The organism is Dactylosporangium sp. CA-152071, assembly GCF_050936335.1.
Taxonomy (GTDB): Bacteria; Actinomycetota; Actinomycetes; order Mycobacteriales; family Micromonosporaceae; genus Dactylosporangium; species Dactylosporangium maewongense.
This window is the reverse complement of record NZ_JBNJMZ010000002.1, coordinates 1-26156: the sequence shown is the minus strand read 5'-3', so window position 1 is coordinate 26156 and position 26156 is coordinate 1. Positions and strand designations below refer to the sequence as shown.

General features: G+C 73.4%; 2 protein-coding genes (1 of these 2 running past the window's edge). Both read right to left on the bottom strand.

The features are described 5' to 3' along the window. On the bottom strand, nucleotides 1–17269 hold the 5' portion of the coding sequence (locus ACQEVZ_RS40365; protein ID WP_433377370.1) for a non-ribosomal peptide synthase/polyketide synthase. 14021 nt of this gene lie to the left of the window's left edge; only the first 17269 of its 31290 coding nucleotides appear in the window; it begins with the start codon at nucleotides 17267–17269; the stop codon falls past the left edge of the window. Beyond that, on the bottom strand, nucleotides 17269–26156 hold an 8888-nt coding region (locus tag ACQEVZ_RS40360), incomplete at its 5' end, for an amino acid adenylation domain-containing protein (protein WP_433377367.1). The genes ACQEVZ_RS40360 and ACQEVZ_RS40365, both read right to left, overlap by 1 nt.

Here is a 26156-nt window from a genome sequence, read left to right as displayed (position 1 = left end):
TCCGCTCCGCGGGGTACTCCGGGTCGATCGGCAGGTAGGCCCCGCCGGCCTTCAGCACGCCGAGCAGGGCCACCATCAGCTCGATCCCGCGCCCGAGGCACAGCCCGACGAGACGTTCCGGTCCGGCGCCGAGGTCGGCCAGGTGCCGCGCCACACGGTCGGCGCGGGTGTTGAGCTCGCCGTAGGTCACCGAGACGCCGCCGGCGACGACCGCGACCGCGTCCGGGTCGCGGGCGACCTGCGCCTCGAACAGCTCCGGCAGGGTCTGCTCGGTGAGGGGGGCGGCGGTGTCGTTCCAGTCGACGAGCAGCCGGTGCTGTTCGGCGGCGTCGAGGACGGTCGCGCGGGAGATCGGCGCGTGCGGGTCGGCGGCGAGCGATGCCAGGACCCGCACCCACCGGCCGGCGATCGTCGCGACCGTCGCGGCGTCGAACAGGTCGGCCGCCCCGGTCAGGATCCCTTCCATGCCGCCGGGCGCGCCGCCGGCGTCGAAGGTCTCCGCGACGATGGTGTTCAGGTCGAAGCGGGCCGCCGACGTCTCGTCCGCCGTGGGGGTCTCGGCCGGTTCCCCGCCAGCGACGATGCCGGGCAGGTCGAGGACCGCGCCGGCGGTGTTCTGCACCGTCAGCATCACCTGGAAGAGCGCGTGCCGGGCGAGGGACCGGGCGGGGGCGAGCTCCTCGACGAGGCGTTCGAACGGCACGTCCTGGTGGTCGAGGCCGGCGAGGGCCGTCTCCCGGACGCGGCTGAGGAGCTCGGCGAACGTCGGGTCGCCGGACAGGTCGGTGCGCATGACGAGGGTGTTGACGAAGAACCCGACGAGGTCGTCGAGGGCTTCGTCGCCGCGGCCCCCGACCGGGGTGCCGATCGGGATGTCGGTCCCGGCGCCGAGCTTCGACAGCAGGACGCCGAGGCCGGCCTGCAGCAGCATGAAGACGGTGACGCCTTCGGCGCGGGCGATCCGCAGCAGCCGGGCGTGCAGGTCGGCGTCGATCCGGACCGGAACGGTGTGGCCGCGGTGGGTGGCGACGGCGGGCCGCGGGCGGTCGGTCGGCAGGGTCAGCTCCTCGGGCGCGCCGTCGAGGGCCTGCCGCCAGTAGGCGACCTGCCGCGAGATGACGCTGTCCGGGTCGTCCTCGTCGCCGAGCAGCTCACGCAGCCACAGGGTGTAGTCGGCGTACTGGACCGGCAGCGGCTCCCACGCCGGGGCCTGCCCGGCGAGGCGGGCCCGGTAGGCGACGGACACGTCGCCGGCGAGCGGCACCAGCGACCAGCCGTCGCTGGCGATGTGGTGCACGACGACGACCAGCATCCGGGTGTCCGGTCCGGCGCTGATCAGCGACACCCGGATCGGCAGCTCCCCGGCGAGGTCGAAGGTGTGCCCGGCCGCGGCCGCGATCTCGGCCGGCAGGTCGGCCGGGTCGGCGTCGAGCAGCCGCAGCCGCCAGTCGAGGCCGTCCACGGCGATGACGTGCTGGAACGGCCGGCCGTCCGGCGTGGTCCGCAGCACGGTCCGCAGGACCTCGTGCCGGCCGACGACGTCGAGGAAGGCTGCCTCGAGCGCGGCCGTGTCCACGTCACCGGTCAGCGGCAGGGTGACCGGTTCGTTGTACGTGGCGCTGGGGCCTTCGAGCTGCCCGATGAACCAGAGCCGCTGCTGGCCGTACGACAGCGGCAGCCGCTCCGGCCGCTCCCACGGCACGAGGGCCGCGCGGGCGCTTCCCGCACCGGACCGTAGCCGGCCGGCGAGCTTCGCGGGGCTCGGGGCGTCGAACAGCAGCCGGAGCGGCAGTTCGACGCCGAGGACGGCCCGGATGCGGCTGACGAGGCGGACGGCGAGGAGCGAGTGCCCGCCGAGGGCGAAGAAGTCGTCGTCGACGCCGACCGTGTCGACGCCGAGCACCTCGGCGAAGGCGAGGCACAGCAGCTCCTCCTGCACACTGGCCGGGCCACGCCCGGTCCCGGCGTTCGCGGCGAAGTCCGGTGCGGGCAGGGCCTTGCGGTCCAGCTTGCCGTTCACGGTCAGCGGTAGCGCGTCGATGGTCACGAACGCGGACGGCACCATGTACTCCGGCAGCCGCTCTGCGGCGAACTCCCGTAGCCCGTCGGCCGCGCCGACGACGTAGGCGACGAGCCGCTGATCCGCGGTCGCGACCACCGCCACCTGCTCGACGGCAGGGTGCGCGGCCAGGACCGCCTGGATCTCACCGGGCTCGATCCGGAACCCGCGGACCTTCACCTGCTCGTCCGCCCGGCCGAGATAGACGATGTCGCCGTCGGCGGACCAGCGGACCACGTCACCGGTGCGGTACAGCCGCTCCCCGCTGCCGTACGGGTCGGCGACGAACCGCTCGCCCGTCAGACCAGGCCGACCCGCGTAGCCGCGGGCGATCTGGACACCCGCCAGATACAACTCGCCGGCGACACCCACCGGCACCGGGGCCAGGCGGTCGTCCAGGACATAGACGCGCGTGTTGAACACCGGCTTGCCGATCGGCACCACCGGCGACGCGTCCGCGAGGACCTCGAACTCGGTGACGTCCACCGACGCCTCAGTCGGACCGTACAGGTTGAACAGGCCGACGCCCGGCAGCACCTCGAAGAACCGGTCGCGGACCGCGGTGCCCAGTGCCTCGCCGGAGCAGATGACCCGCCGCAGCCCGGTGCACTCACCGGATCCGGGCGCGGCGAGGAACGCTTCCAGCATCGACGGGACGAAGTGAACCGTGTCCACCCGCGCGTCACTGATCAGGCCGGCGATGTAGGACGGGTCCCGGTGGCCGCCCGGCTTCGCGATCACCATCGTCGCGCCCTGGATCAACGGCCAGAACAGCTCCCACACCGACACGTCGAACCCGAACGGCGTCTTGTGCAACACCCTGTCCCCGTGCGCAAGCCCAAACCGGGACTGCATCCAGACCAGGCGGTTCACGATGCCCTCGTGCGGCACGACAACACCCTTGGGCAGACCGGTCGAGCCGGACGTGTAGATGACGTACGCAGCCTGAGCGGGCAGCACCTCGACACCCGGATCGGTGTCGGCGTACCCTTCAGCGTCGACGTTTGTCAATACGATAACGGCGCCCTGGCTCATGTACGCGACCCGCTCGGCAGGCAGCTCCGGATCGATCGGCAGGTACGCCCCACCGGCCTTCACCACCGCCAGCAACGCCACCACCAGGTCCACCCCACGCGGCAGGCACACACCCACCACGGAATCCGCGCACACACCCTCGGCGATCAACCGGCGCGCCAGACGGTTCGCGCGGCGGTCCAGCTCCACGTACGACACCGACGAACCCTCGAACACCAACGCCGGCGCATCCGGGGTCCGAGCCGCCTGCGCCGCGAACAGCGAGGGCAGCGTTGCCGCCGGCACGTCCGTGGCGGTGTCGTTCCACCGGCGCAGCACGATGTCCAGGTCGGCTGCGGCGAGCACGCCGACTGACGACAGCGGCGCCGGCGCACCGGCCTCGAGCGCAGCGACGAGGTGACCGACGGAGGTGTGCAGCATCGCCGCCACCGCCTGCGGGTCGATCGGGCCGACCGCGTCGACGGTCACGCCGAAGCCGGTCCCGTCGTCGTCGACCGACACGGTCAGCGGGTAGTTGGTGCCTTCGCGGGAGTACACGGCTCGGATGCCGGCGAACCCGCCGGGAGCGTCGCCGTCGGGGTCCGGGTCGCCGCCGGTGTTGTCGTGCCGGTAGTTGAGCAGCGTGGCGAACAGGGGCTGGTCGGCGGGGACGGCGCTGACCTGCTGCGCGAGGGTCAGCGGGGCGTGCTCGTGTTCGAGGAGCCCGGCGAGCTGCCGGCGCATCGCGTCGACCGCCGCCGTGACATCCAGCCCACCGGTGCGGACCCGCACCGGCAGCGTGTTCATGAACAGACCCGGCACCCGATCGGCGCCGGCGCCCGCGTTCATCCGCCCGAACAGCACCGTGCCGAACACGACGTCGTCACGACCGGACACCACCGCGAGCACCCGCGACCACGCCACGTGCATCAACGTCGCCGGGCTCACCCCGAGCCGCCGCGCCGCCTCCCGCAACCGGACCGCCAGGTCCAGGTCGACGGCCTGGACGGCCTGGACGAGGCCGGTGCCGTCGCCGCGGACGTCGCTGACCCCGAACGCGGCGGTCGGCTCCTCGACGCCCGCCAGGAGGTCGCGGAAGTACGCCTCGTGCTGCCCGCCGGCGAGCTCCGCCCGCGCCTGCGCGACGAAGTCGCGGAACGGCAGCGGCGCCGGCAGCTCGTCGGCGCGGCCGGTGAGGACCGCCTCGATCTCGGTGAGGACCACTTCGAGGGTCGTGTGGTCCTGGGTGAGGTGGTGCATCCGCAGCAGTCCGAGGTGCCGGCCGTCGCCGGTCCGCGTCACGTGCAGGTCGAGCAGCGGCGCCCGGCCGAGGTCCATCGCGAGGCCGACCGCGGACACCAGCTCCTCGGCGTCCGCGGCGGCGTCGACCTCGGTCACCCGCAGCGTCGCGGTGCGCCACACCACCTGGACGGGTTCGCGCAGCCCGGCCCAGACGACCGCGGTGCGCAGGACGTCGTGCCGGTCGATGACGTGCTGCAGCGCCGCGACGAACGAGTCGAGACGGTCCCGGTCGTCGAACTCGAGGACCGTCGGGGTGACGTACACGTCCCGGCCGCCATCGGCGAGCAGGTGATGGAACAGGATCCCTTCCTGCAGCGGCGCGAGCGGGTAGACGTCGGCGACGTTGGCCGCGCCGCCGTCGACGGTACCGACGACGGACTCGACCTCGGCGGCGGTGAGCGCGACGAGCGGCAGCATGTCCGGGGTGATGGTCCGCGCGCCGGCCGGGATCAGGTTGGCCGGCACCTCGACCGCGACACCACCCGCCGCCGCGGCCAGACCGGCCGGCGTCGGCGTCAGGAACAGCGCCTTCACCGACACCGACACACCCCGCACCCGCAGCCACTCCACCAGCCGCACCGCGAGCAGCGAGTGCCCGCCGAGCGCGAAGAAGTCGTCATCGACCCCGACACCCCGGACGCCGAGCACGTCGGCGAACGCCTGACACAGCAGCTCCTCGCGAACGTTCGCGGGGCCGCGCCCCGACCCGGCCGCGAACTCCGCCGCGGGCAGCGCGCGGCGGTCCAGCTTCCCGTTCGCCGTCAGCGGCAGCGCGTCGAGCACGACGAACGCGGCCGGCACCATGTACTCCGGCAGCCGCTCCGCGGCGAACTCCCGCAACCCGTCCACCGAACCCACCACATACGCGACAAGCCGCTGCTCCACCGTCGCCACAACCGCGACCTGCTCCACCCGCGAATGCACGGCCAGAACCGCCTGGATCTCACCCGGCTCGATCCGGAACCCACGCACCTTCACCTGCTCGTCGGCGCGGCGCACGTAGACGAGGTTCCCGTCGCCGGTCCACCGCGCCACGTCACCGGTCCGGTACAGCCGTCCGGACCCGAACGGGTTCGCCACGAACCTTTCCGCCGTCAGGGCGGCCCGGCCCGCGTACCCGCGCGCCAGACCGGCACCTGCCACGTACAGCTCACCCGCGACCCCCGGCGGCACCGGATGAAGGCGGTCGTCCAGCACGTAGGCCTGAGCGTTGAGGATCGGCCCACCGATCGACGGCACGTCACCGGCCGTGAGCGGCTGCGACATCGACGCACACACTGTCGTCTCCGTCGGACCGTACGCGTTCACCAGCCTGCGCCCCGGCGCCCACCGGGCGACCAGATCGGCGCTCAGCGCCTCACCCGCGGACACGACCGTCGACACCGACACCAGATCTGCCGGATCGAGCACGGCGAGAACCGCCGGCGGCAGCGTCGCGTGCGACACCTCGAACCGGCCGATCAGCTCGACCAGACCCGCGCCCGGCAGCAGTTCGCCGGCAGGCGCCACGACCAGGGCGGCGCCTGAGCACAGTGACACGAAGATCTCGGCGGTCGCCGCATCGAAACCGGCCGACGCGAACTGCAGCACCCGGCTCCCCGGCGCCAGCGCGAACCGCTCCGCCTGCGCCGCGACCAGGCTCGTCAGGCCCGCGTGGGTGACGACGACGCCCTTCGGCGTCCCCGTCGAACCCGACGTGTAGATCATGTATGCCGCGTGCTCAGGCAGCACCCCCACTGCGACGCCTCCGCCCGGCGCCGGCTCGTGGACGCCGACCACCGGCAGGTCGAACGCGCGGTCCGACACCACGAGCCGCGCGCCGGCGTCGGCGAGCATGAACGCGATCCGCTCCGCCGGCAGCTCCGGATCGACCGGCAGGTACGCACCCCCGGCCTTCCACACCGCCAGCAACGCCACCACCAGGTCAACGCCACGGTCCAGACACACCGCGACCACCGACTCCGGCCCGACACCCCTGTCCATGAGCACCCGGGCCAGCCCGGCCGCGCGCGCGTCAAGCTCCGCATACGACACCGAGCCACCGTCACCCAGCACCGCCGGCGCATCCGGCGTCCGCGCCACCTGCGCCGCCAGCAACGCGGGCACCGTCCCGCCGGACAGATCGACCGCGGTGTCGTTCCACTCCACCAGCACCCGCCGATGCTCATCGGCGCCGAGGACGTCCACATCGGACACCCGCACGGCCGGATCCGCGAGGACGGACTCCAGGACCCGCACCCAGCGCATGGCCATGTCGGCCACGGTGGCGGCGTCGAACAGGTCCGCGGACCCGGTGAACGTGCCGCGGAGACCGCCCGGCCCCTCCGCCATCACGATCTCCAGGTCGAACCTGGACGTGGATGTGCCTTCCGCCGCCGCGCCGGGCCCACCGGTGGCGACGCCCGGCAGGTCGAGGACGGCGTCGCCGGTGTTCTGCACCGTCAGCATCACCTGGAACAGCGGGTGGCGCGCCAGGGACCGCACCGGCGCCAGCTCCTCCACCAGGCGCTCGAACGGCACGTCCTGGTGCTCGAACCCGGCAAGCGCGGTCTCCCGCACCCGGCCCAGCAGCTCCGCGAAGGAGGGGTCCCCGGACAGGTCGGTCCGCACGACGAGGGTGTTGACGAAGAACCCGACGAGGTCGTCGAGGGCCTGGTCGGTACGCCCGGCGACGGCGGCACCGATCGGGATGTCCGTGCCGGCACCCAGCTTCGACAGCAGCACCGCGAGACCGGCCTGCAGCAGCATGAAGACGGTGACACCCTGCGCCTGGGCGGCCTCGGTCAGGCGGGCGTCGAGCTCCAGGGGGACCGCGTGCCCGCGGTGACCCGCGGTCGCGGGCCTCGGCCGGTCGGCGGGCAGCGTCAGCTCGTCCGGTGCTCCGTCGAGGGTCTGCCGCCAGTACGCGACCTGCCGCGCGATGACGCTGTCGGGGTCGGCCTCGTCGCCGAGCAGCTCACGCTGCCACAGCGTGTAGTCGGCGTACTGGACCGGCAGCTGCTCCCACTGCGGGGCCTGTCCGGCCACGCGCGCCTGGTAGGCGGCCGACACGTCCGCGGCGAGGGGGCCCATGGACCAGCCGTCGCCGGCGATGTGGTGGACGACCACGACGAGCACCGACTCGTCCGAGCCGTCGCTGAACAGGGACGCCCGGATCGGTACCTCGGCCGCGAGGTCGAACGGGTGCTGCGCCGCCGCCTCGATCGCCCCGGGCAGGTCCGCCGCCGGGACGTGGGCCCGGTGCAGCCGCCAGTCGACCTCGCCGACGGGGATTATCCGCTGGTACGGGTGGCCGTCCGCGGCCGGGAACACGGTGCGCAGGACCTCGTGGCGGCCGATCACGTCCCGCAGCGCCGCCTCGAGGGCGTCCGCGTCGATGGCACCGGCGAGGCCCAGCACCTCCGGGATGTTGTACGTGGCGTTCGGGCCCTCCAGCTGCCACAGGAACCACAGCCGTTGCTGCGCGTGCGACAGCGGCAGCCGCTCCGGCCTGGTCAGGGCGGTCAGCGCCGGTCGGGCGGCAGCCGCACCGGGGAGCCGCTCCGCCAGCCGCGCCGGCGTCGGGGCCTCGAACAGCGCCCGCAGCGACACCTCGAGGCCGAGGACGGCCCGGAGCCGGCTGACGAGGCGGACGGCGAGGAGCGAGTGCCCGCCGAGGGCGAAGAAGTCGTCGTCGGCGCCGACCTCTTCGACCCCGAGGACGTCGGCGAACGCCCGGCAGAGCAGCTCCTCGCGGGCGGTGGCGGGGGCGCGCCGGGTGCCGGCGGCCGCCGCGAAGTCCGGTGCGGGCAGCGCCTTGCGGTCGAGCTTGCCGTTCGGCGACAGCGGCAGCTCGGCGAGGACCATCACCGCCGCGGGGACCATGTATTCGGGCAGCCGGTCGGCCGCGAACCCGCGCAGTACAGCGGGCAGATCCGCGCCGTCGTCTCCGGCGGGGACGACGTAGGCGACGAGCCGCTTGCCGCCGGTCGCGTCGTCGCGGACGATGACGGCGGCCCGGTCGACGGACGGGTGGGCGGTGAGGACGGCTTCGATCTCGCCCGGTTCGATCCGGAACCCGCGGATCTTCACCTGATCGTCGGCGCGGCCGACGAAGACCAGCTCGCCGTCGGCGGTCCAGCGGACCACGTCGCCGGTCCGGTACATGCGGCCGCCGCTGCCGAAGGGGTCGGCGACGAACCGGGCCGCGGTCAGACCGGCCCGGCCGATGTACCCGCGGGCCAGCTGGGCCCCGGCGATGTACAGCTCGCCGGGGACGCCGGCCGGCACCGGGGACAGGCGCTCGTCGAGGACGAACGCGCGGGTGTTGCCCATCGGCCCGCCGAACGGCACGACGGAGGCGGTCTTCATCCGCTCGTGGTCCACGACCTGGGACGCCATGATGACGGCGGCCTCGGTCGGGCCGTAGGAGTGGGCGAGCATCCGGTCCGCCGACCACAGCTCGGCCTGCCGGACGGAGATCCCCTCGGAGCCGACGAGCATCCGCCGGACCGGCGCCAGGTCGCTGGGGTCCAGCATCTGCAGCAGGCTCGGCACGACGCTCGCCGACCGGACCCCGGCCGACGCGACGAGGTCGCGCAGCGACCCGGCCTCCATCCGCTGCGCCGTCGACGCCACCACCAGGGCGGCGCCCGACGTCAGGGCGACGGCGATGTCCAGCACCGACGCGTCGAAGCTGAACGAGACGAACTGCAGGATCCCGTCGCCGGGGGCGGCGCCGAACACCGGGGAGAGCACCGCCACCGCGTTCGCAAGCGCCGCGTGCGAGACCCCGACGCCCTTCGGCGTGCCGGTCGACCCGGACGTGTAGATGACGTACGCCAGCTGGTCCGGCACTGTCCGCACCGGCAGCGGCCCGCCGGCCGGCGCGTCGATGGGCTCGTCGAGCAGCACCACCGGCTCGACGCCGGCCAGCACCCCGGCGACCGGCGACACGGTCAGCACGCAGACCGGGGCCGCGTCGGCGACCATGAGGGCGATCCGGTCCGCCGGGTAGGTGGGGTCGATCGGCAGGTAGGCGCCGCCGGCCTTCCACACGGCGAGGGCCGCGACGACCATGTCGGCGCCGCGCGGCAGGCACAGGCCGACCAGGGACTCCGCGCCCGCGCCGCGGCTCACCAGCAGCCCGGCGATGCGGTCGGCGCGGCGGTCGAGCTCCGCGTAGGACAGGGACTCGCCCTCGAACACGACCGCCGGCGCGTCCGGCGTCCGCAGCGCCTGCAGCGTGAAGAGTTCCGGGACGATCGCGGCCGGGACGTCGACCGCCGTGTCGTTCCACTCGACGAGGATCTGGTCGCGTTCGGCGGGGTCGAGCACGTCCACGCCGGAGATCGGGGCGGCCGGGTCGGCAAGGACGGATTCCAGGACCCGGACCCATCGCCGGGCGATGCCGGCGATGGTGGTGGCGTCGAACAGGTCCGAGGATCCGGTCAGCGCGCCGTGCAGCCCGGCCGCGGCACCGTCGGCGGCGTAGGCCTCCATCATGACGAGGTCGAGGTCGAACTTCGCCGACGTCGTCGCCTCGATCGCCGTCGCGCCCGCGCCGCCGGCCTGCCCGCCTGTCTCGACGCCCGGCAGGTCGAGGACCGCGTCAGCGGTGTTCTGGACGGTCAGCATCACCTGGAACAGGGGGTTGCGGGCCAGGGACCGGGCCGGCGCCAGCTCCTCGACGAGGCGCTCGAACGGCACGTCCTGGTGCTCGAACCCGGCGAGGCTGGTCTCCCGCACCCGGCTCAGCAGCTCCGCGAACGTCGGGTCCCCGGACAGGTCGGTCCGCATGACGAGCGTGTTGACGAAGAACCCGACCAGATCGTCCAAGGCCTGATCGGTACGCCCGGCAATGGCCGCGCCGATCGGGATGTCCGTGCCCGCGCCCAGCTTCGACAGCAGCACCGCAAGGCCCGCCTGCAGCAGCATGAAGACGGTGACACCTTCGGCCCGGGCCACGTCGAGCAGCCGGGCGTGCAGCCGCGGGTCGATCCGGACCGGCACGATGTAGCCGTCGTGGCCGGCCATGGCGGGGCGGCGCCGGTCGGTGGGGAGCTCCAGCTCCTCGGGTGCACCGGCGAGGGCGTCCCGCCAGTAGGCGACCTGCCGCGAGATGACGCTGCCGGGGTCGGTCTCGTCGCCGAGCAGGTCACGCTGCCAGAGGGCGTAGTCGGCGTACTGGACCGGCAGCGACTGCCACGCCGGGGCGTGACCGGCGAGCCGGGCCTGGTAGGCCGTCGACAGGTCGGCGGCGAGAGGCTCCAGGGACCAGCCGTCGCTGGCGATGTGGTGCACGACCACGACGAGGGTCTTCCGGCCGTCGCAGGTGAACAGCCACGCCCGGATCGGCGCCTCGGCGGCGAGGTCGAACGGGTGCTCGGCGGCCGCGTCGACCGCCGCGTCGAGGTCCGTCACGTCGGCGAGGTCGAGACGCCAGTCGAGCGCTTCGAGGGGGATGATCCGCTGGAACGGTTCACCGTCGGCGGTGGGGAAGACGGTGCGCAGCACCTCGTGGCGGCCGATGACGTCGCGGAGGGCGGCGTTGAGGGCGTCCGGGTCGGTGTCGCCGGACAGGCCGAGCACCATGGGGATGTTGTAGGTGGCGCTCGGCCCCTCCAGCTGGCTGATGAACCAGAGGCGCTGCTGCGCGTAGGAGAGCGGGAGCCGGTCGGGCCGCTGCCACGGCACGAGCGCCGTGCGGGCCGTTCCCGCGCCGGGCATCTGCTCAGCGAGCCCGGCGGGTGTGGGCGCTTCGAAGAGTGCCCGTAGCGACAGTTCGACGCCGAACACGGCCCGGACGCGGCTCATCAGCCGCACGGCGAGCAGGGAGTGGCCGCCGAGAGTGAAGAAGTCGTCGTCGACGTCGACGTGGTCGAGGTCCAGAACTTCGGCGAACGCGATGCACAGCAGCTCTTCGCGGACGTTCGCCGGCCCGCGACCCGTTCCGGCGGCCGAGGCGAAGTCGGGTGCGGGCAGTGCCCGCCGGTCGAGCTTGCCGTTGGCGGTGAGGGGCAGGTTCGCCATGGCCACGAACGCGGACGGGACCATGTAGTCCGGCAGCCGGTCCGCCACATAGTCCCGCAGCCCGTCGACCTCGCCCACGACGTAGGCGACGAGCCGCTTCTCACCCGCGGTGTCCTGCCGTGCGATCACCGCAACCTGGGCGACCTGCCGGTGCCCAGCGAGAACGGCTTCGATCTCGCCCGGCTCGACCCGGAACCCGCGGATCTTCACCTGCTCGTCAGCGCGTCCGACGAACGCGAGCACACCCTCACCGGTCCACGACACGACATCGCCGGTGCGGTACATGCGAGCACCACCGGCCCGGTCGAACGGGTCCGCGACGAACCGCTCACCCGACAGCCCCGGCTGCCCCACATACCCGCGCGCCAAGCCAGCACCGGCGACGTACAGCTCACCGGCGACACCGACCGGCACCGGCTGGAGACGCTCGTCCAGGACGTAGGCATGGGTACCGGAGATCGGTCCGCCGATCGGGACACCGGCCGCGTCCTGCGGCCGGACGTTGTGCACGGCGGAGAACGTGGTGTTCTCGGTGGGTCCGTAACCGTTCGACAGCCGGAGTTCCGGGTTCGCCGCAAGCACCGTCTGGCAGGTGGCGGGCGACAGGACGTCGCCGCCGGCGAGAAGGTGCCGGACCGGAGCGAGGACCGACACGTCCGCGGCGACCACCTGGTCGAACCAGCCGGCGGTCATCCACAACGTCCCCACCTCATGCTCGGCCAGGAACCCGCCCAGCTCCGCCGTGGACATCGCACCGGACGGCGCAACCGCGAGGGTCGCGCCGTTGAGCAGCGCACCCCAGATCTCGAACGTCGCCGCGTCGAACGACGCCGACGCCAGATGCCCCACCACATCCCCGACACCCACCTCGAAGAAGCTCGCGTCCCGAACGAGCCTCACGACGGCCCGGTGCGGCACAACGACACCCTTCGGGGTGCCCGTCGAACCCGACGTGTACATGACATAGGCGGCATGCCCGCCCGTCACCGCGGGCAACTCGGCCGTTGCGGTGGCGACCGCGGCCACCACGCGCCGCTCGTCCAGGGCGATCGCGCGGAACCGGCCCGACGGCAGCTCGTCGAGGACATCCTCCAGGCCGAGCAGGACCGCGGCGCGGGCGTCGGCCAGCATGAACCGGATCCGCTCCACCGGCAGCTCCGGGTCGACCGGCAGATACGCGCCACCGGCCTTCACGACCGCCAGCAAGGCGATGATCAGGTCCGCGCCGCGGGGCAGGCACACGCCCACGACCGACTCAGGGCCCACCCCGGCACCACGCAAGTAGGACGCCAGACGGGTCGACCGCTCGTCCAGCACCGCGTACGTGACGCCACCCGACAGCGCCACCACGTCCGGCGTCGCCGCCGCCTGGACCGCGAACAGCTCAGCCAGCGACACGTCCGGAGTGCGGACCGTCAGGTCGTTCCACCCGTACACCACCTGCTCACGCTCGACGGAGTCCAGGAGGTCCACAGTGGACACCGTCATGGACGGGTCCGACAGGACGGCCTCGAGCACCCGGACCCACCAGCGGGCGATCGACGCGACCGTCCCCGCCTCGAACAGGTCGATCGAGCCGGTCAGGAGCCCCCGGATGCCGGCCGGCGCGCCGTCGGGCTCGAACGTCTCGCCGACGATCCAGTCCAGGTCGAACTTCGCCGCCGCGAGCTCGGCGGCGGCGGTCGAAGCGCCGCCGACGCTGACCGCCGGAAGGTCCAACAGGGCGGTCGCGGCGTTCTGGACGGTCAGCATGACCTGGAAGAGCGGGTGCCGGGCGAGCGACCGGACCGGCGACAGCTCCTCCACCAGCCGCTCGAACGGCACGTCCTGGTGCTCGAACCCGGCCAGCGACGCCTCCCGCACCCGGCCCAGCAACTCCGCGAACGTCGGATCCCCGGACACGTCCGTCCGCATGACGAGCGTGTTCACGAAGTAGCCCACGAGATCGTCCAGAGCCTGGTCGGTCCGGCCGGCAACCGCGGCGCCGATCGGCACGTCCGTCCCCGCGCCGAGCTTCGACAGCACCACGGCGAGCGACGCCTGCACGACCATGAACACGGTCGCACCCTGCGCCCGCGCCACCTCCAGCAGCCGGGCGTGCACCGCCGCCGGCACCTCCACCGGCACCACGTGGCCGCGGCGGCTCGCCACCGCCGGGCGACGGCGGTCGACGGGCAGCACCAGCTCGTCGGGCAGTTCCGCGAGGGTGCGTCGCCAGTACGCGACCTGCCGCGAGATGACGCTGCCCGGGTCGGTCTCGTCGCCGAGGAGGTCCCGCTGCCAGAGGGCGTAGTCGGCGTACTGCACCGGCAGCGGCTGCCAGTCGGGTGCGTGCCCGGCACGGCGTGCGGCGTAGGCGGTGGAGACGTCGGCGGCGAGGGGACGGGTCGACCAGCCGTCGCCGGCGATGTGGTGGACCACGACGACGAGGACCCACTCGCCGGTGCCGTCGCCGAACAGCCACGCCTTGATCGGCAGGTCGGCGGCCAGGTCGAACGTGGTCTGCGCGGCCGCCTCGACGGCCGCGGGAAGCTCCTCCGCCGGGACGTGGACCCGCTCCAGCCGCCAGTCGAGCTCGTCGGCGGGGATGATCCGCTGGTACGGCTGCCCGCCGACGGCGGCGAAGACGGTGCGGAGGACCTCGTGGCGGCCGATGACGTCCCGCAGCGCGGCCTCGAGGGCGGCCGGGTCGATGTCGCCGGAGAGGGCGACGACCTCCGGGATGTTGTGGGTGGCGCTCGGGCCTTCGAGCTGCCAGAGGAACCAGAGGCGCTGCTGCGCGTAGGACAGCGGGAGCCGCTCGGGTCGGTCCCAGGGTGCCAGCGCGGTCCGGGCGGCCTCGGCGCCGGGGAGCCGGCGGGCCAGCCCGGCCGGGGTGGAGGCTTCGAACATGGCGCGCAGCGGCACCTCGACGCCGAACACGGCGCGGATGCGGCTGACGAGCCGGACCGCGAGGAGGGAGTGCCCGCCGAGAGCGAAGAAGTCACCGTCGACCGGCACGCTGTCCAGGCCGAGGACGTCGGCGAACGCCTGGCAGAGCAGCTCTTCCCGGACGTTCGCCGGGCCGCGTCCGCTGCCGCCTTCGAAGTGCGGTGCGGGGAGCGCCTTGCGGTCGAGCTTGCCGTTGACGGTCAGCGGCAGCTCGTCCAGGGTCACGAACGCGGCAGGCACCATGTACTCCGGCAGCCGCCCCGCCACGAACTCCCGCAGCCCGTCCGTGCCGCCGACGACGTAGGCGACGAGCCGCTCCTCGCGGAGCAGGACCACCGCCTGCGAGACGCCAGGGTGCCGCTGCAGCACGGCCTGGATCTCACCCAGCTCGATCCGGAACCCGCGCAGCTTCACCTGCTCGTCGACCCGGCCGAGGAAGACGAGCTGCCCGTCGACCGTCCACCGCACAAGGTCGCCGGTACGGTACAACCGTCCGGACCCGAACGGATCCGCGACGAACCGCTCCGCCGTCAACGCCGGCCGGTTCAGGTAGCCACGCGCCAACTGCGTGCCGGCCAGGTACAGCTCACCCGCCACACCGACCGGCACCGGCCGCAGGTGATCGTCCAGGACATACGCCCGGACGTTCGCCATCGGCCCACCGATCGGCACCACGTCCCCGGGGGCGCACTCCCCCGACGTGACCGTGATCGCGGCTTCCGTGGGGCCGTACGTGTTGTGCAGCCGGGCGTCCGGCAGCACCTCGAAGAACCGGTCGCGGACGGCGGTGGTCAGCTCCTCGCCGCCGCTGAGCATGTGCCGCAGCGACCGGCACTCCGCGGTCGACGGCTCCTCCAGGAGCGCCTGCAGCAACGCCGGCACGAACTCCGCCGCCGTCACCCCCTGATCGCGGATCAACGAGGCAAGGTACGCGGGCTCCCGGTGACCGTCGGGGCGGGCGACCACCATCGTCGCGCCGAACGTCAGCGGCAGGAACAGCTCCCACACCGACACGTCGAACCCGACCGGCGTCTTGAACAGAACCCGGTCCGACGACGTCAGGTCGTACTCGTCCGCCAGCCACCGCAGCGTGTTCACGACCGCCGCGTGGGACACGACGACACCCTTGGGGGTGCCCGTCGACCCGGACGTGTAGATCACGTACGCCGGGTGCGACGGGTCGACCGCCACCGGCTCGAACGCGCCGGTCACAGGAACGTCCACGTCGGACAGGACGATCCTGGCGCCCGCGTCGGCGAGCATGAACCCGACCCGCTCCGCCGGCAGGTCCAGGTCGATCGGCAGGAACGCCGCACCGGCCTTCACCACGCCGAGGACCGCCACCACCAGGTCCACACCCCGCGGCAGCTGGACGCCAACCACCGACTCCGGACCGGCGCCCAGACCCTGCAGGTAACCGGCGACCCAGTCGGACCGCGCGTCGAGGTCGGCGAAGCTCACCGACGTGCCCTCGAACACCACCGCGGTCGCGTCCGGAGCCTGGGCGACCTGCGCCGCGAACAGCCCCGGCAGGGTGGCCGCGGGCCACGCCACGCCGGTGGCGTTCCAACCGTGCAGGACCCGGTCGCGTTCGCCGGCGTCGAGGATGTCCACTGTGGAGATCGCGGCGGACGGGTCGGCGAGGACGGCGTCGACGGCGCGCGCGACGCGGTCGGCGAGGGTGGTGACGGTCGCGGCGTCGTACAGGTCGTCGGAGCCGATGAGCAGCCCCCGCAGGCCGGCCGGCGCGCCGGCTGCGTCGAGGGTCTCCTCGACGGTCAGGTCGAGGTCGAACTTCGCCGGGACCAGCGGCGGGGTCGCGTCGCCGTCCGGTGCCGACGAGCCGGCAAGGTCGACGCCGGGCAGGTCGAGGGTCGCGCCGGCGGTGTTCTGCACCATCAGCATCGTCTGGAAGAGCGGGTGCCGGGACAGCGATCGCGCCGGCGCCAGCTCCTCCACCAACAGCTCGAACGGCACGTCCTGATTGCTCAACGCCGACAGACCGGACTCCCGCACCCGGCCCAGCAACTCCACGAACGTCGGATCCCCCGACAGATCCGTCCGCATCACAAGCGTGTTGACGAAGAAACCGACCAGATCATCCAAACCCTCATCGGTACGGCCGGCGACCACCGTCCCGATCGGCACATCCCGACCCGCACCCAGCTTCGACAGCACCACCCCGAACACAGCCTGGAACACCATGAACAACGTCACGCCATACGCCCGCGCGAGATCCACCAGCCGCGCGTGCGTCCCGGCGGCCACTGTGAACGTGACCGCATGCCCCTGATAGCCGCTCGCCGCCGGCCGCGGACGGTCGAACGGCAACGCCAGCTCCTGCGGCGCACCTTCCAACGCCTCCCGCCAGAACGCCACCTGCCGCGACATAAGGCTCTGCGGGTCGTCCCGGTCGCCGAGCAGCTCCCGCTGCCACAGGGCGTAGTCGGCGTACTGGCCGGGCAGCGGCTCCCAGGTCGGGGCGTTGCCTTCGCGGCGGGCGGCGTAGGCCGTCGACAGGTCCCTGGCGAGCGGGCCGGTCGACCAGCCGTCGGCGGCGATGTGGTGCATGAGCACGACGAGGACCTGCCGGCCGGGGCCGGACCGGAGCAGCCGCGCCCGGATCGGGATCTCCGTCTCGAGGTCGAAGACGCTGTTCGTGGCCGCCTCGACCGCGGCCGCCAGGTCGTCGTCGGTGACGTCGGCGACGTCGAGCTGCCACGCGAGGTCGTCCATGGCGAGGATGCGCTGGAACGGTTCGCCGTCGGCGGTCGGGAACACGGTGCGCAGCACCTCGTGCCGGCCGATCACGTCCCGCAGTGCCGCGCCGAGCGCCGCCGCGTCGATGTCGCCCGAGAGACCGAGCACCATCGGGATGTTGTACAGCGAGCTGCGACCTTCCAACTGCCCGATGAACCACAGGCGACGCTGTGCGAAGGACAACGGAAGCATCAGGACTCCTCAGTGGTGCGCATCGACCGGAACGCCGGCCTGTTCGTTTTCTGATTGCCCATGCGGACGGCGAGCTCGGCGACCGTCGGCGCCTCGAACAGCGACCGCACGTCCACCTCGACGTCCAGGAGGGCCCGGATGCGGCTGACGACGCGGACGGCGAGCAGCGAGTGCCCGCCGAGGGCGAAGAAGTCGTCGTCGACGCCGACCCGGTCGAGGCCGAGCACCTCGGCGAACGCCTGGCAGAGTGCTTCCTCGCGGGGGTTGGCGGGGCCGCGGCCGGAGCCCGCGGTCGTCGCCGTCTCGGGCGCGGGCAGCGCCCGCCGGTCGAGCTTGCCGTTGGCCGTCAGCGGCAGCGCCGCGAGGACGACGACCGCGGCCGGGACCATGTACTCGGGCAGCCGCGCCGCGACGAACGCCCGCACTTCTGCCGCGTCGGGCGCGTCGTCCTCGTCGTCCGGGACCACGTAGGCGACGAGCCGCTTGTCGCCGGGGACGTCCTCGCGGACGACGACGGCGGCCTGCCCGACTTCCGCGTGGGCGGCGACGACCGTCTCGGTCTCGCCGGGTTCGATCCGGTACCCGCGGATCTTGACCTGTTCGTCGGCGCGGCCGAGGTAGACGAGGTCCCCGCCGGCGGTCCAGCGCACGACGTCGCCGGTGCGGTAGAGCCGCGTGCCGGTGCCGAGCGGGTCGGCGACGAACCGGCCGGCCGTCAGCCCGGCCCGGCCGGTGTACCCGCGGGCCAGGCCGGCGCCGGCGACGTACAGCTCCCCGGCGACGCCGGGCGGGACCGGGGCGAGGTGGTCGTCGAGGACGTAGACGCGGGTGTTGGCGATGGGCCCGCCGATCGTCGGTGTGTCCCCGGCGGTGAGCGGCTGCGACATCGTGGCGCAGACGGTGGTCTCCGTCGGCCCGTAGGCGTTCACCAGCCGCCGGCCCTCGGCCCAGCGGCCGGCCACGTCCGCGCTGAGCGCCTCGCCCGCGGACACGACCGTCGACACCGACGCCAGGTCGGCCGGGTCGAGGACGGCGAGGACCGCCGGCGGCAGCGTCGCGTGCGACACCGCGAACCGGCCGATCAGCTTCGTCAGGCCGGCGCCGGGCAGCAGTGCCGCGGCGCCGGCGACGACCAGCGACGCGCCGGAGCACAGCGTCACGAAGATCTCGGCGGTGGCCGCGTCGAACCCGGCGGAGGCGAACTGCAGCACCCGGCTGCCCGGGGTCAGCGCGAACCGCTCCACCTGCGCCGTCACCAGGCTCGCCAGGCCGTTGTGGGTCACGACGACGCCCTTCGGGGTGCCGGTCGACCCGGAGGTGTAGATGACGTACGCCGCGTGCCCCGGCAGCACCGTCGCGGCCGGCGGGGTGCCGGGCTGCCGCGCGACCGAGGCGGCGACCCGCGGGTCGTCGAGGGCGACGGAGCGGACCCGGCCGGCGGGCAGCTCGTCGAGGATGTCCTCGATGCCGAGCAGCATGCTGACGCGGGCGTCGGCGAGCATGAACCCGACCCGGTCGACGGGCAGCCCGGGGTCGATCGGCAGGTAGGCGCCGCCGGCCTTCGACACCGCCAGCAGGGCGAGGATCAGGTCGGCGCCGCGGGGCAGGCTGACGCCGACCAGCGACTCCGCTCCGACGCCGAGCGTCGTCAGGTGCCGGGCCAGCCGGTTCGCCTGGACGTCCAGCTCGGCGAACGTCAGGGAGACCCCGTCGCCGAGCACGGCGGTCGCGTCCGGGGTCCGCCGGACCTGCGCGGCGAACAGCTCCGGCAGCGTCGCCGCCGTGACGTCGGCCGCGGTGTCGTTCCAGCCGGTCAGGACCTGGTCGAGCTCGGCCGCGCCGAGCACCGGCACCACCGCCAGCGGGGTGCGTGACCCACCGTCGAGGTCGGCTTCGAGGGCCGTGACGAGGCCTTCGAGGGCGGTGAGGGTCATGCGGACGACGGCGTGCGGGTCGATCGGCGTGACGGCGTCCATGGTGAGGGTGAACCCGTCGCCGTTGTCGTCGACCGAGGCGGACAGCGGGTAGTTCGTGCGTTCCCGCACGTACACCTGCCGCACGGTGGTGCCCGTGTCGTCGTCGTCCTGCTGCGTGGCCTGGTCGAGGGTGTTGTGCCGGTAGTTGAACAGCGAGTTGAACAGCGCGACGCTCGCCGGCACGTCGCTGGCCCGCTGGGCGAGGGCCAGGGGCGCGTGCTCGTGTTCGAGGAGGCCGGCGAGCTGCCCGCGCATCGCGGCGACGGCGGCGACGACGTCGAGGTCGCCGGTCCGCAGCCGGACGGGCAGCGTGTTGATGAACATGCCGACCCGGTCCTCGCCGACGCCGGCGTTCATCCGCCCGAACAGCAGCGTGCCGAACACGACGTCCTCGCGGGCGGCGGCGACGGCGAGGACCCGCGACCAGGCGACGTGCAGGACGGTCGCCGGGCTCGCGCCGAGCCGCCGGGACACGTCCCGCAGCCGCCGGCCGAGGCCGGCGTCGACGTCCGCCCGGGCGACGACCGCGGTCGACCCGTCGCCGCGGACGTCGGTGACCCCGAACGCGGCGGTCGGCTCGTCGATGCCGCTCAGCAGGTCCCGGAAGTACTGCTCGTGGTCGCTGCCGGCGAGGCTGGCGCGGGCCTGGGCGACGAAGTTCCGGAACGGCTGCGGGGTGGGCAGCCCGGCGGTGCGGCCCGCCAGGATCTCGCGGACCTCGTGGTAGACGGTCTGCGCGGCGGTGTTGTCCTCGACCAGGTGGTGCATCCGCACCATGACCAGCCGGCGGCCCTCCTCGAGGGCGGTCACGTGGGCGTCGATCATCGGGGCGCGCCCGAGGTCCATCGACAGGCCCACGACGGACATCAGGTCGCTCGCCGGGTCGCCCGCACCGGCCGGGAGGTCGACCTCGGTCACCGGCAGCGGCGCGGACCGCCACACGACCTGCACCGGCTCGCGCAGCCCCGACCACACGACGGAGCTGCGGAAGATGTCGTGCCGGTCGATGACCTGCTGCAGCGCGGTGAGGAAGGCGTCGAGGCCGGCCTGGTCGGGCAGCTCGAACGCCCGCGCGACGGCGTAGACGTCGTCGCCGCCGTCCGCCAGCAGGTGGTGGAAGAACATCCCCTCCTGCAGCGGGGCCAGGGGGTAGATGTCGGCGATGTTCGCCGCGCCGCCGTCGACGGCGGCGACGGCCGCCCGCACCTCGTCGCCGGTGAGCTCGACGAGCGGCAGCATGTCGGGGGTGATCTCCTGCGCGCCGTCCGGGATCAGGTTCGGTGGCACCTCGACCGCGGCGGCACCGGCGGCCGCGGCGAGCCGGGCCGGCGTCGGCGCGTCGAACAGGGCGCGGACCGACACGGACATCCCGCGGGCCCGCAGCCACTCCACGAGCCGCACGGCGAGCAGCGAGTGCCCGCCGAAGGCGAAGAAGTCGTCGTCGACACCGACGGCGTCGAGGCCGAGCAGTTCCGCGAACGCCTGGCAGAGCAGCTCCTCGCGGGCGTCCGCCGGGCCGCGCCCGGTCCCGGACGCGAACTCCGGCGCGGGCAGCGCCCTGCGGTCGAGCTTGCCGTTCGTGGTGAGCGGCAGCGCGTCGAGGGTGACGAACGCGGCCGGGACCATGTACTCCGGCAGCCTCGTCGCGGCGAACTCCCGTAGCCCGTCGACCTCGCCGACGACGTAGGCGACGAGACGGTCGTCGCGCAGCACCACGGCGGCCTGCTCGACCTGCGGATGCGCGGAGATGGCCGCCTGGATCTCGCCGGGCTCGATCCGGAACCCACGGACCTTCACCTGCTCGTCCGCCCGGCCCAGGTAGACGACGTCGCCGTCAGCGGACCAGCGGACCACGTCGCCAGTGCGGTAGAGCCGCTCGCCGGTGCCGAACGGGTCCGCGACGAACCGCTCGGCCGTCAGACCAGGGCGGCCGGCGTAGCCGCGGGCCAGCTGGACACCGGCCAGGTACAACTCGCCCGCGACACCCACCGGCACCGGGGCCAGGCGGTCATCCAGGACATAGACGCGCGTGTTGAACACCGGCTTCCCGATCGGCACCACAGAAGAACCGTCCGGCCGCACCTCGAACTCGGTCACGTCCACGGACGCCTCGGTCGGGCCGTAGAGGTTGAACAGCCCGGCGAACGGCAGCACCTCGAAGAACCGGTCCCGGGCCGCGGTGCCGAGCGCCTCACCGGAGCACACGACCCGCCGCAGCCCTGTGCACGCGGCCGCTTCGGGAGCGGCGAGGAACGCCTCCAGCATGGACGGGACGAAGTGGACCGTGTCGACACCGGCGGTGCGGATCAGGTCGGCGATGTACGACGGGTCGCGGTGCCCGCCGGGCTTCGCGATCACCATCGTCGCGCCCTGGATCAGCGGCCAGAACAGCTCCCACACCGACACGTCGAACCCGAACGGCGTCTTGTGCAGCACCCGGTCGCCTTCAACGAGCCCGAAGCGGGCCTGCATCCAGACGAGGCGGTTCACGATGCCCTCGTGCGGCACCACCACGCCCTTGGGCAGGCCTGTGGAGCCGGAGGTGTAGATGACGTACGCGGCCTGAGCGGGCAGCACCCGCACGCCCGTCCCACCGTCCGCGTAGCCGTCGGCGTCGGCGTCGGCGTCGGTCACGACGCAGACCGCGCCCCGGCTCATGTACGCGACGCGCTCGGCCGGCAGGTCCGGGTCGATCGGCAGGTACGCCCCGCCGGCCTTCACCACCGCCAGCAGCGCCACCACCAGGTCCACGCCGCGCGGCAACCGCACACCCACGACCGAGTCCGGCCGCACACCCTCGGCGATCAGACGGTGCGCCAGGCGGTTCGCGCGTGCGTCCAGCTCCGCGTACGACACCGCAACGCCCTCGAACTCCAGCGCCGCCGCATCCGGGGTCCGCGCGACCTGCGCCGCGAACAGCGAAGGCAGCGTCCCCGCCGGCACGTCCGCCGCGGTGTCGTTCCACTGGCGCAGCACCACGTCCAGGTCGGCGGCGTCGAGGACGCCGACGTCGGCCAGCCGCGTCCGCGTGCCGGCCTCCAGGGCCGGGACCAGGCCGGCGATCGCCGCGTTCAGCATGGTGACGACCGCGCCCGCGTCGATCGGCCCGACCGCGTCGACGGTCAGGGTGAAGCCGGTCCCTTCGTCCTCGATCGACACCGTCACCGGGTAGTTGGTGCTCTCCCAGGTGTGCATCAGCTCGACGCCGTCGAACCGGGGACCGTCTTCGCCGGTGCCGCGGCCGACGCCGCCGCCGTTGTGCCGGTAGTTGAAGCAGGTGGTGAAGAGCGGCTGGTCGCCGGGGACGGCGCTGACCCGCTGCGCCAGGGCGAGGGGCGCGTGTTCGTGTTCGAGGAGGCGGGCCAGCTGGCCCTGCATCTCGGCGACGGCGTCCCGCGCGTCCAGGTCGCCGGAGCGCATCCGGACCGGCAGGGTGTTCATGAACAGGCCGGGGGCCCGGTCGGCGCCGGCGCCGGCGTTCATCCGGCCGAACACGACCGTGCCGAACACGACGTCGTCGCGGCCGGACACGATGGCCAGGACCCGGGACCACACCACGTGCAGGACCGTCGCCGGGCTGACCCGCAGGCGCCGGGCGGTGGTCCGCAGCCGCGCCGCGAGGTCGGCGTCGAGGTCGAGGCCGGCGCGCATCAGCCCGGACGCGTCGCCGCGGGTGTCCATGACCCCGAACGCGGCGGTCGGCTCGTCGACGCCGTCGAGGAGGTCGCGGAAGAACGCCTCGTGCCGCCCGTCGGCGAGCCCGGCCCGGGACTGCGCAACGAAGTCGCGGAACGGCACCGGCGCCCGCAGCCGGTCGGCGCGGCCGGCCAGGATCGCCTCGATCTCGGTCATGACGACGTCGAGAGCGGTGTGGTCCTCGACGAGGTGGTCGATGCGCAGCACCATCAGCCACCGGCCGCCGGGAAGCTCGGCCAGGTGCAGGTTCAGCAGCGGGGCCCGGCCGAGGTCGTTCGGCACCGCGACGATCCGCATCAGCTCGGCCACCGGGTCGGTGGTGCCGGCCGGCAGGGTCACCTCCGTGACGGGCAGGGTCGCGGACCGCCACACGACCTGGACCGGTTCGCGCAGCCCGGACCAGACGAACGAGGTGCGGAACACGTCGTGCCGGTCGACGACCTGCTGCAGCGCCCCGGCGAACACGTCGAGACGGTCCCGGTCGTCGAACTCGAGGACGAACGAGGTGACGTAGACGTCGGCGCCGCCTTCGGCCGCCAGGTGGTGGAACAGGATGCCCTGCTGCAGCGGGGCCAGGGGGTAGATGTCGGCGACGTTCGCCGCGCCGCCGTCGACGGTGCCGACGACGGTGTCGATCTCCGACTGGGTCAGGTCGACCAGTGGCAGCAGGTCGGGCGTGATGACCTGGGCTCCGGCCGGGATCCGGTTCGCGGGGACGTCGACGGCGACGCCGCCGGCCGTGGCGGCCAGCCCCGCCGGGGTCGGCGTCTCGAACAGCGCCCGCACCGACACGTTCACGCCGCGGGCCCGCAGCCACTCCATGAGGCGGACGGCGAGCAGGGAGTGGCCGCCGAGGGCGAAGAAGTCGTCGTCGACGCCGACCTCGTCGACGCCGAGGACCTCGGCGTACCCCTGGCAGATGACCTCTTCGCGGGCGTTCTCCGGTCCGCGGCCGGACCCGGTCCTGAAGTCCGGTGCGGGCAGCGCCTTGCGGTCGAGCTTGCCGTTGACCGTCAGCGGGATCGCGTCCAGCGACACCACGGCCGACGGCACCATGTACTCGGGCAGCCGTTCGGCGGCGTACTCCCGCAGCCCGTCAACCGCACCGACGACGTAGGCGACGAGCCGCTTGTCGTCGGTGGCGATCACCGCCACCTGGGACACCTGCGGGTGCGCGGCGAGGACGGACTCGATCTCGCCCAGCTCGATGCGGAACCCGCGGATCTTCACCTGCGCGTCCGCCCGGCCGAGATACACGAGGTCGCCGTCGCCGGTCCAGCGGACGACGTCACCGGTGCGGTACAGGCGGCCGCCACCACCGAACGGGTCGGCGACGAACCGGCCCGCGGTCAGTCCGGCCCGGCCGAGGTAGCCGCGGGCCAGCTGCTCACCGGCGACGTACAGCTCGCCCGCGACCCCGGGCGGCACCAGCCGGAGGTTGTCGTCCAGGACGTAGGTGCGCAGCCCGGCGAGGCCGCGGCCGATCACGCTGTCGCTGGTCCCGCCCGCCGCCAGGGGCCGGTAGGTGACGTGCACAGTGGTCTCGGTGATGCCGTACATGTTGACCAGCCGCACGCCGTGCTCCCACCAGCCGGTGAGCCGCCCGGTGTCGAGGGCCTCGCCACCGAACACGACGACCCGCAGGTCGGAGGGCGCCGGGGCCAGTTGGTAGAACGCGGACGGGGTCTGGCTCAGCACCGTCACGCGCTCGCGGATCAGCAGCTCCCAGAACTCACGCGGGGACCGCGACACGTCGACCGGCACCACGACCACGCGGCCGCCGTGGAGGAGAGCGCCCCAGAGTTCCCAGACGGAGAAGTCGAACGAGAAGCTGTGGAACCATGTCCACACGTCATCGGCGCTGAACAGTTCACGGGTCGCCGCGAAGAGCGCCACGACGTTGCGGTGCGTCACCACCACACCCTTCGGCGTGCCCGTCGAGCCCGACGTGTAGATGACGTACGCCGCATGCGCCGGCACCACCTCGACGGCGGGGTCTGCGCTGTCCGGGACCGGGTCGCCGGTGTGCACGACCGGCACACCGCTCACCATGTCCACCCGGTCGGTCAGCACACACCGCGCACCCGCGTCGGCCACCATGAACGCGGCCCGCTCCGCCGGCAGCGCCGGGTCGATCGGCAGGTACGCCCCACCGGCCTTCCACACCGCGAGGAGCGCGGCGATCAGGTCCACGCCACGCGGCAGGCACACCGCGACGACCGACTCCGCGCCCACACCGTTGGCGACGAGGAGCCTGCCCAGGCTGGACGCGCGGGCGTCCAACTCGGCGTACGACACCTGGACGCCGTCGGACGCGACCGCGACCGCGTCCGGCGTCCGCGCCACCTGCGCCGCGAACAACGCACCCAACGACACCTCCGGCACATCCACCGGGGCGGTGTTCCAGTCCGTGAGGAGCCGGTCGCGTTCGGCGGGGTCGAGGGCGTCGGTCGCGGAGATCGGGGCGGTCGGGTCGGCGACGACGGCCGCGAGGACGCGGATCCACCGCTGCGCGATGCCGGCGACGGTGCCGGCGTCGAACAGGTCGGCCGATCCGACGAGCACGCCGTGGAGTCCGGCGGCGGCGCCGTCGGCGTCGAACGACTCGAAGATCTCGACGTCGAGGTCGAACTTCGCGGCCGCCGACAGCTCCGCGGCCGGTTCGGCGGCGGCGCCGACACCGATGCCGGGCAGGTCGAGGACGGCGTCGGCGGTGTTCTGCACCGTCAGGTTCACCTGGAAGAGCGGGTTGCGGGCCAGGTGGCGGACGGGTGCGAGCTCCTCGACGAGGCGCTCGAACGGCACGTCCTGGTGCTCGAACCCGGCGAGGCTGGTCTCCCGCACCCGGCTCAGCAGCTCCGCGAACGTCGGGTCCCCGGACAGGTCGGTCCGCATGACGAGCGTGTTGACGAAGAACCCGACCAGATCGTCCAAGGCCTGATCGGTACGCCCGGCAATGGCCGCGCCGATCGGGATGTCCGTGCCCGCGCCCAGCTTCGACAGCAGCACCGCAAGGCCCGCCTGCAGCAGCATGAAGACGGTGACACCTTCGGCCCGGGCCACGTCGAGCAGCCGGGCGTGCAGGTCGGCGGGCAGTTCGAGGGGGATCACGTGCCCGCGGTGGCCGGCGACCGCTGGGCGGCGCCGGTCGGCCGGCAGCGCCAGCTCCTCCGGTGCCCCGTCGAGCGCCTGCCGCCAGTAGGCGACCTGCCGCG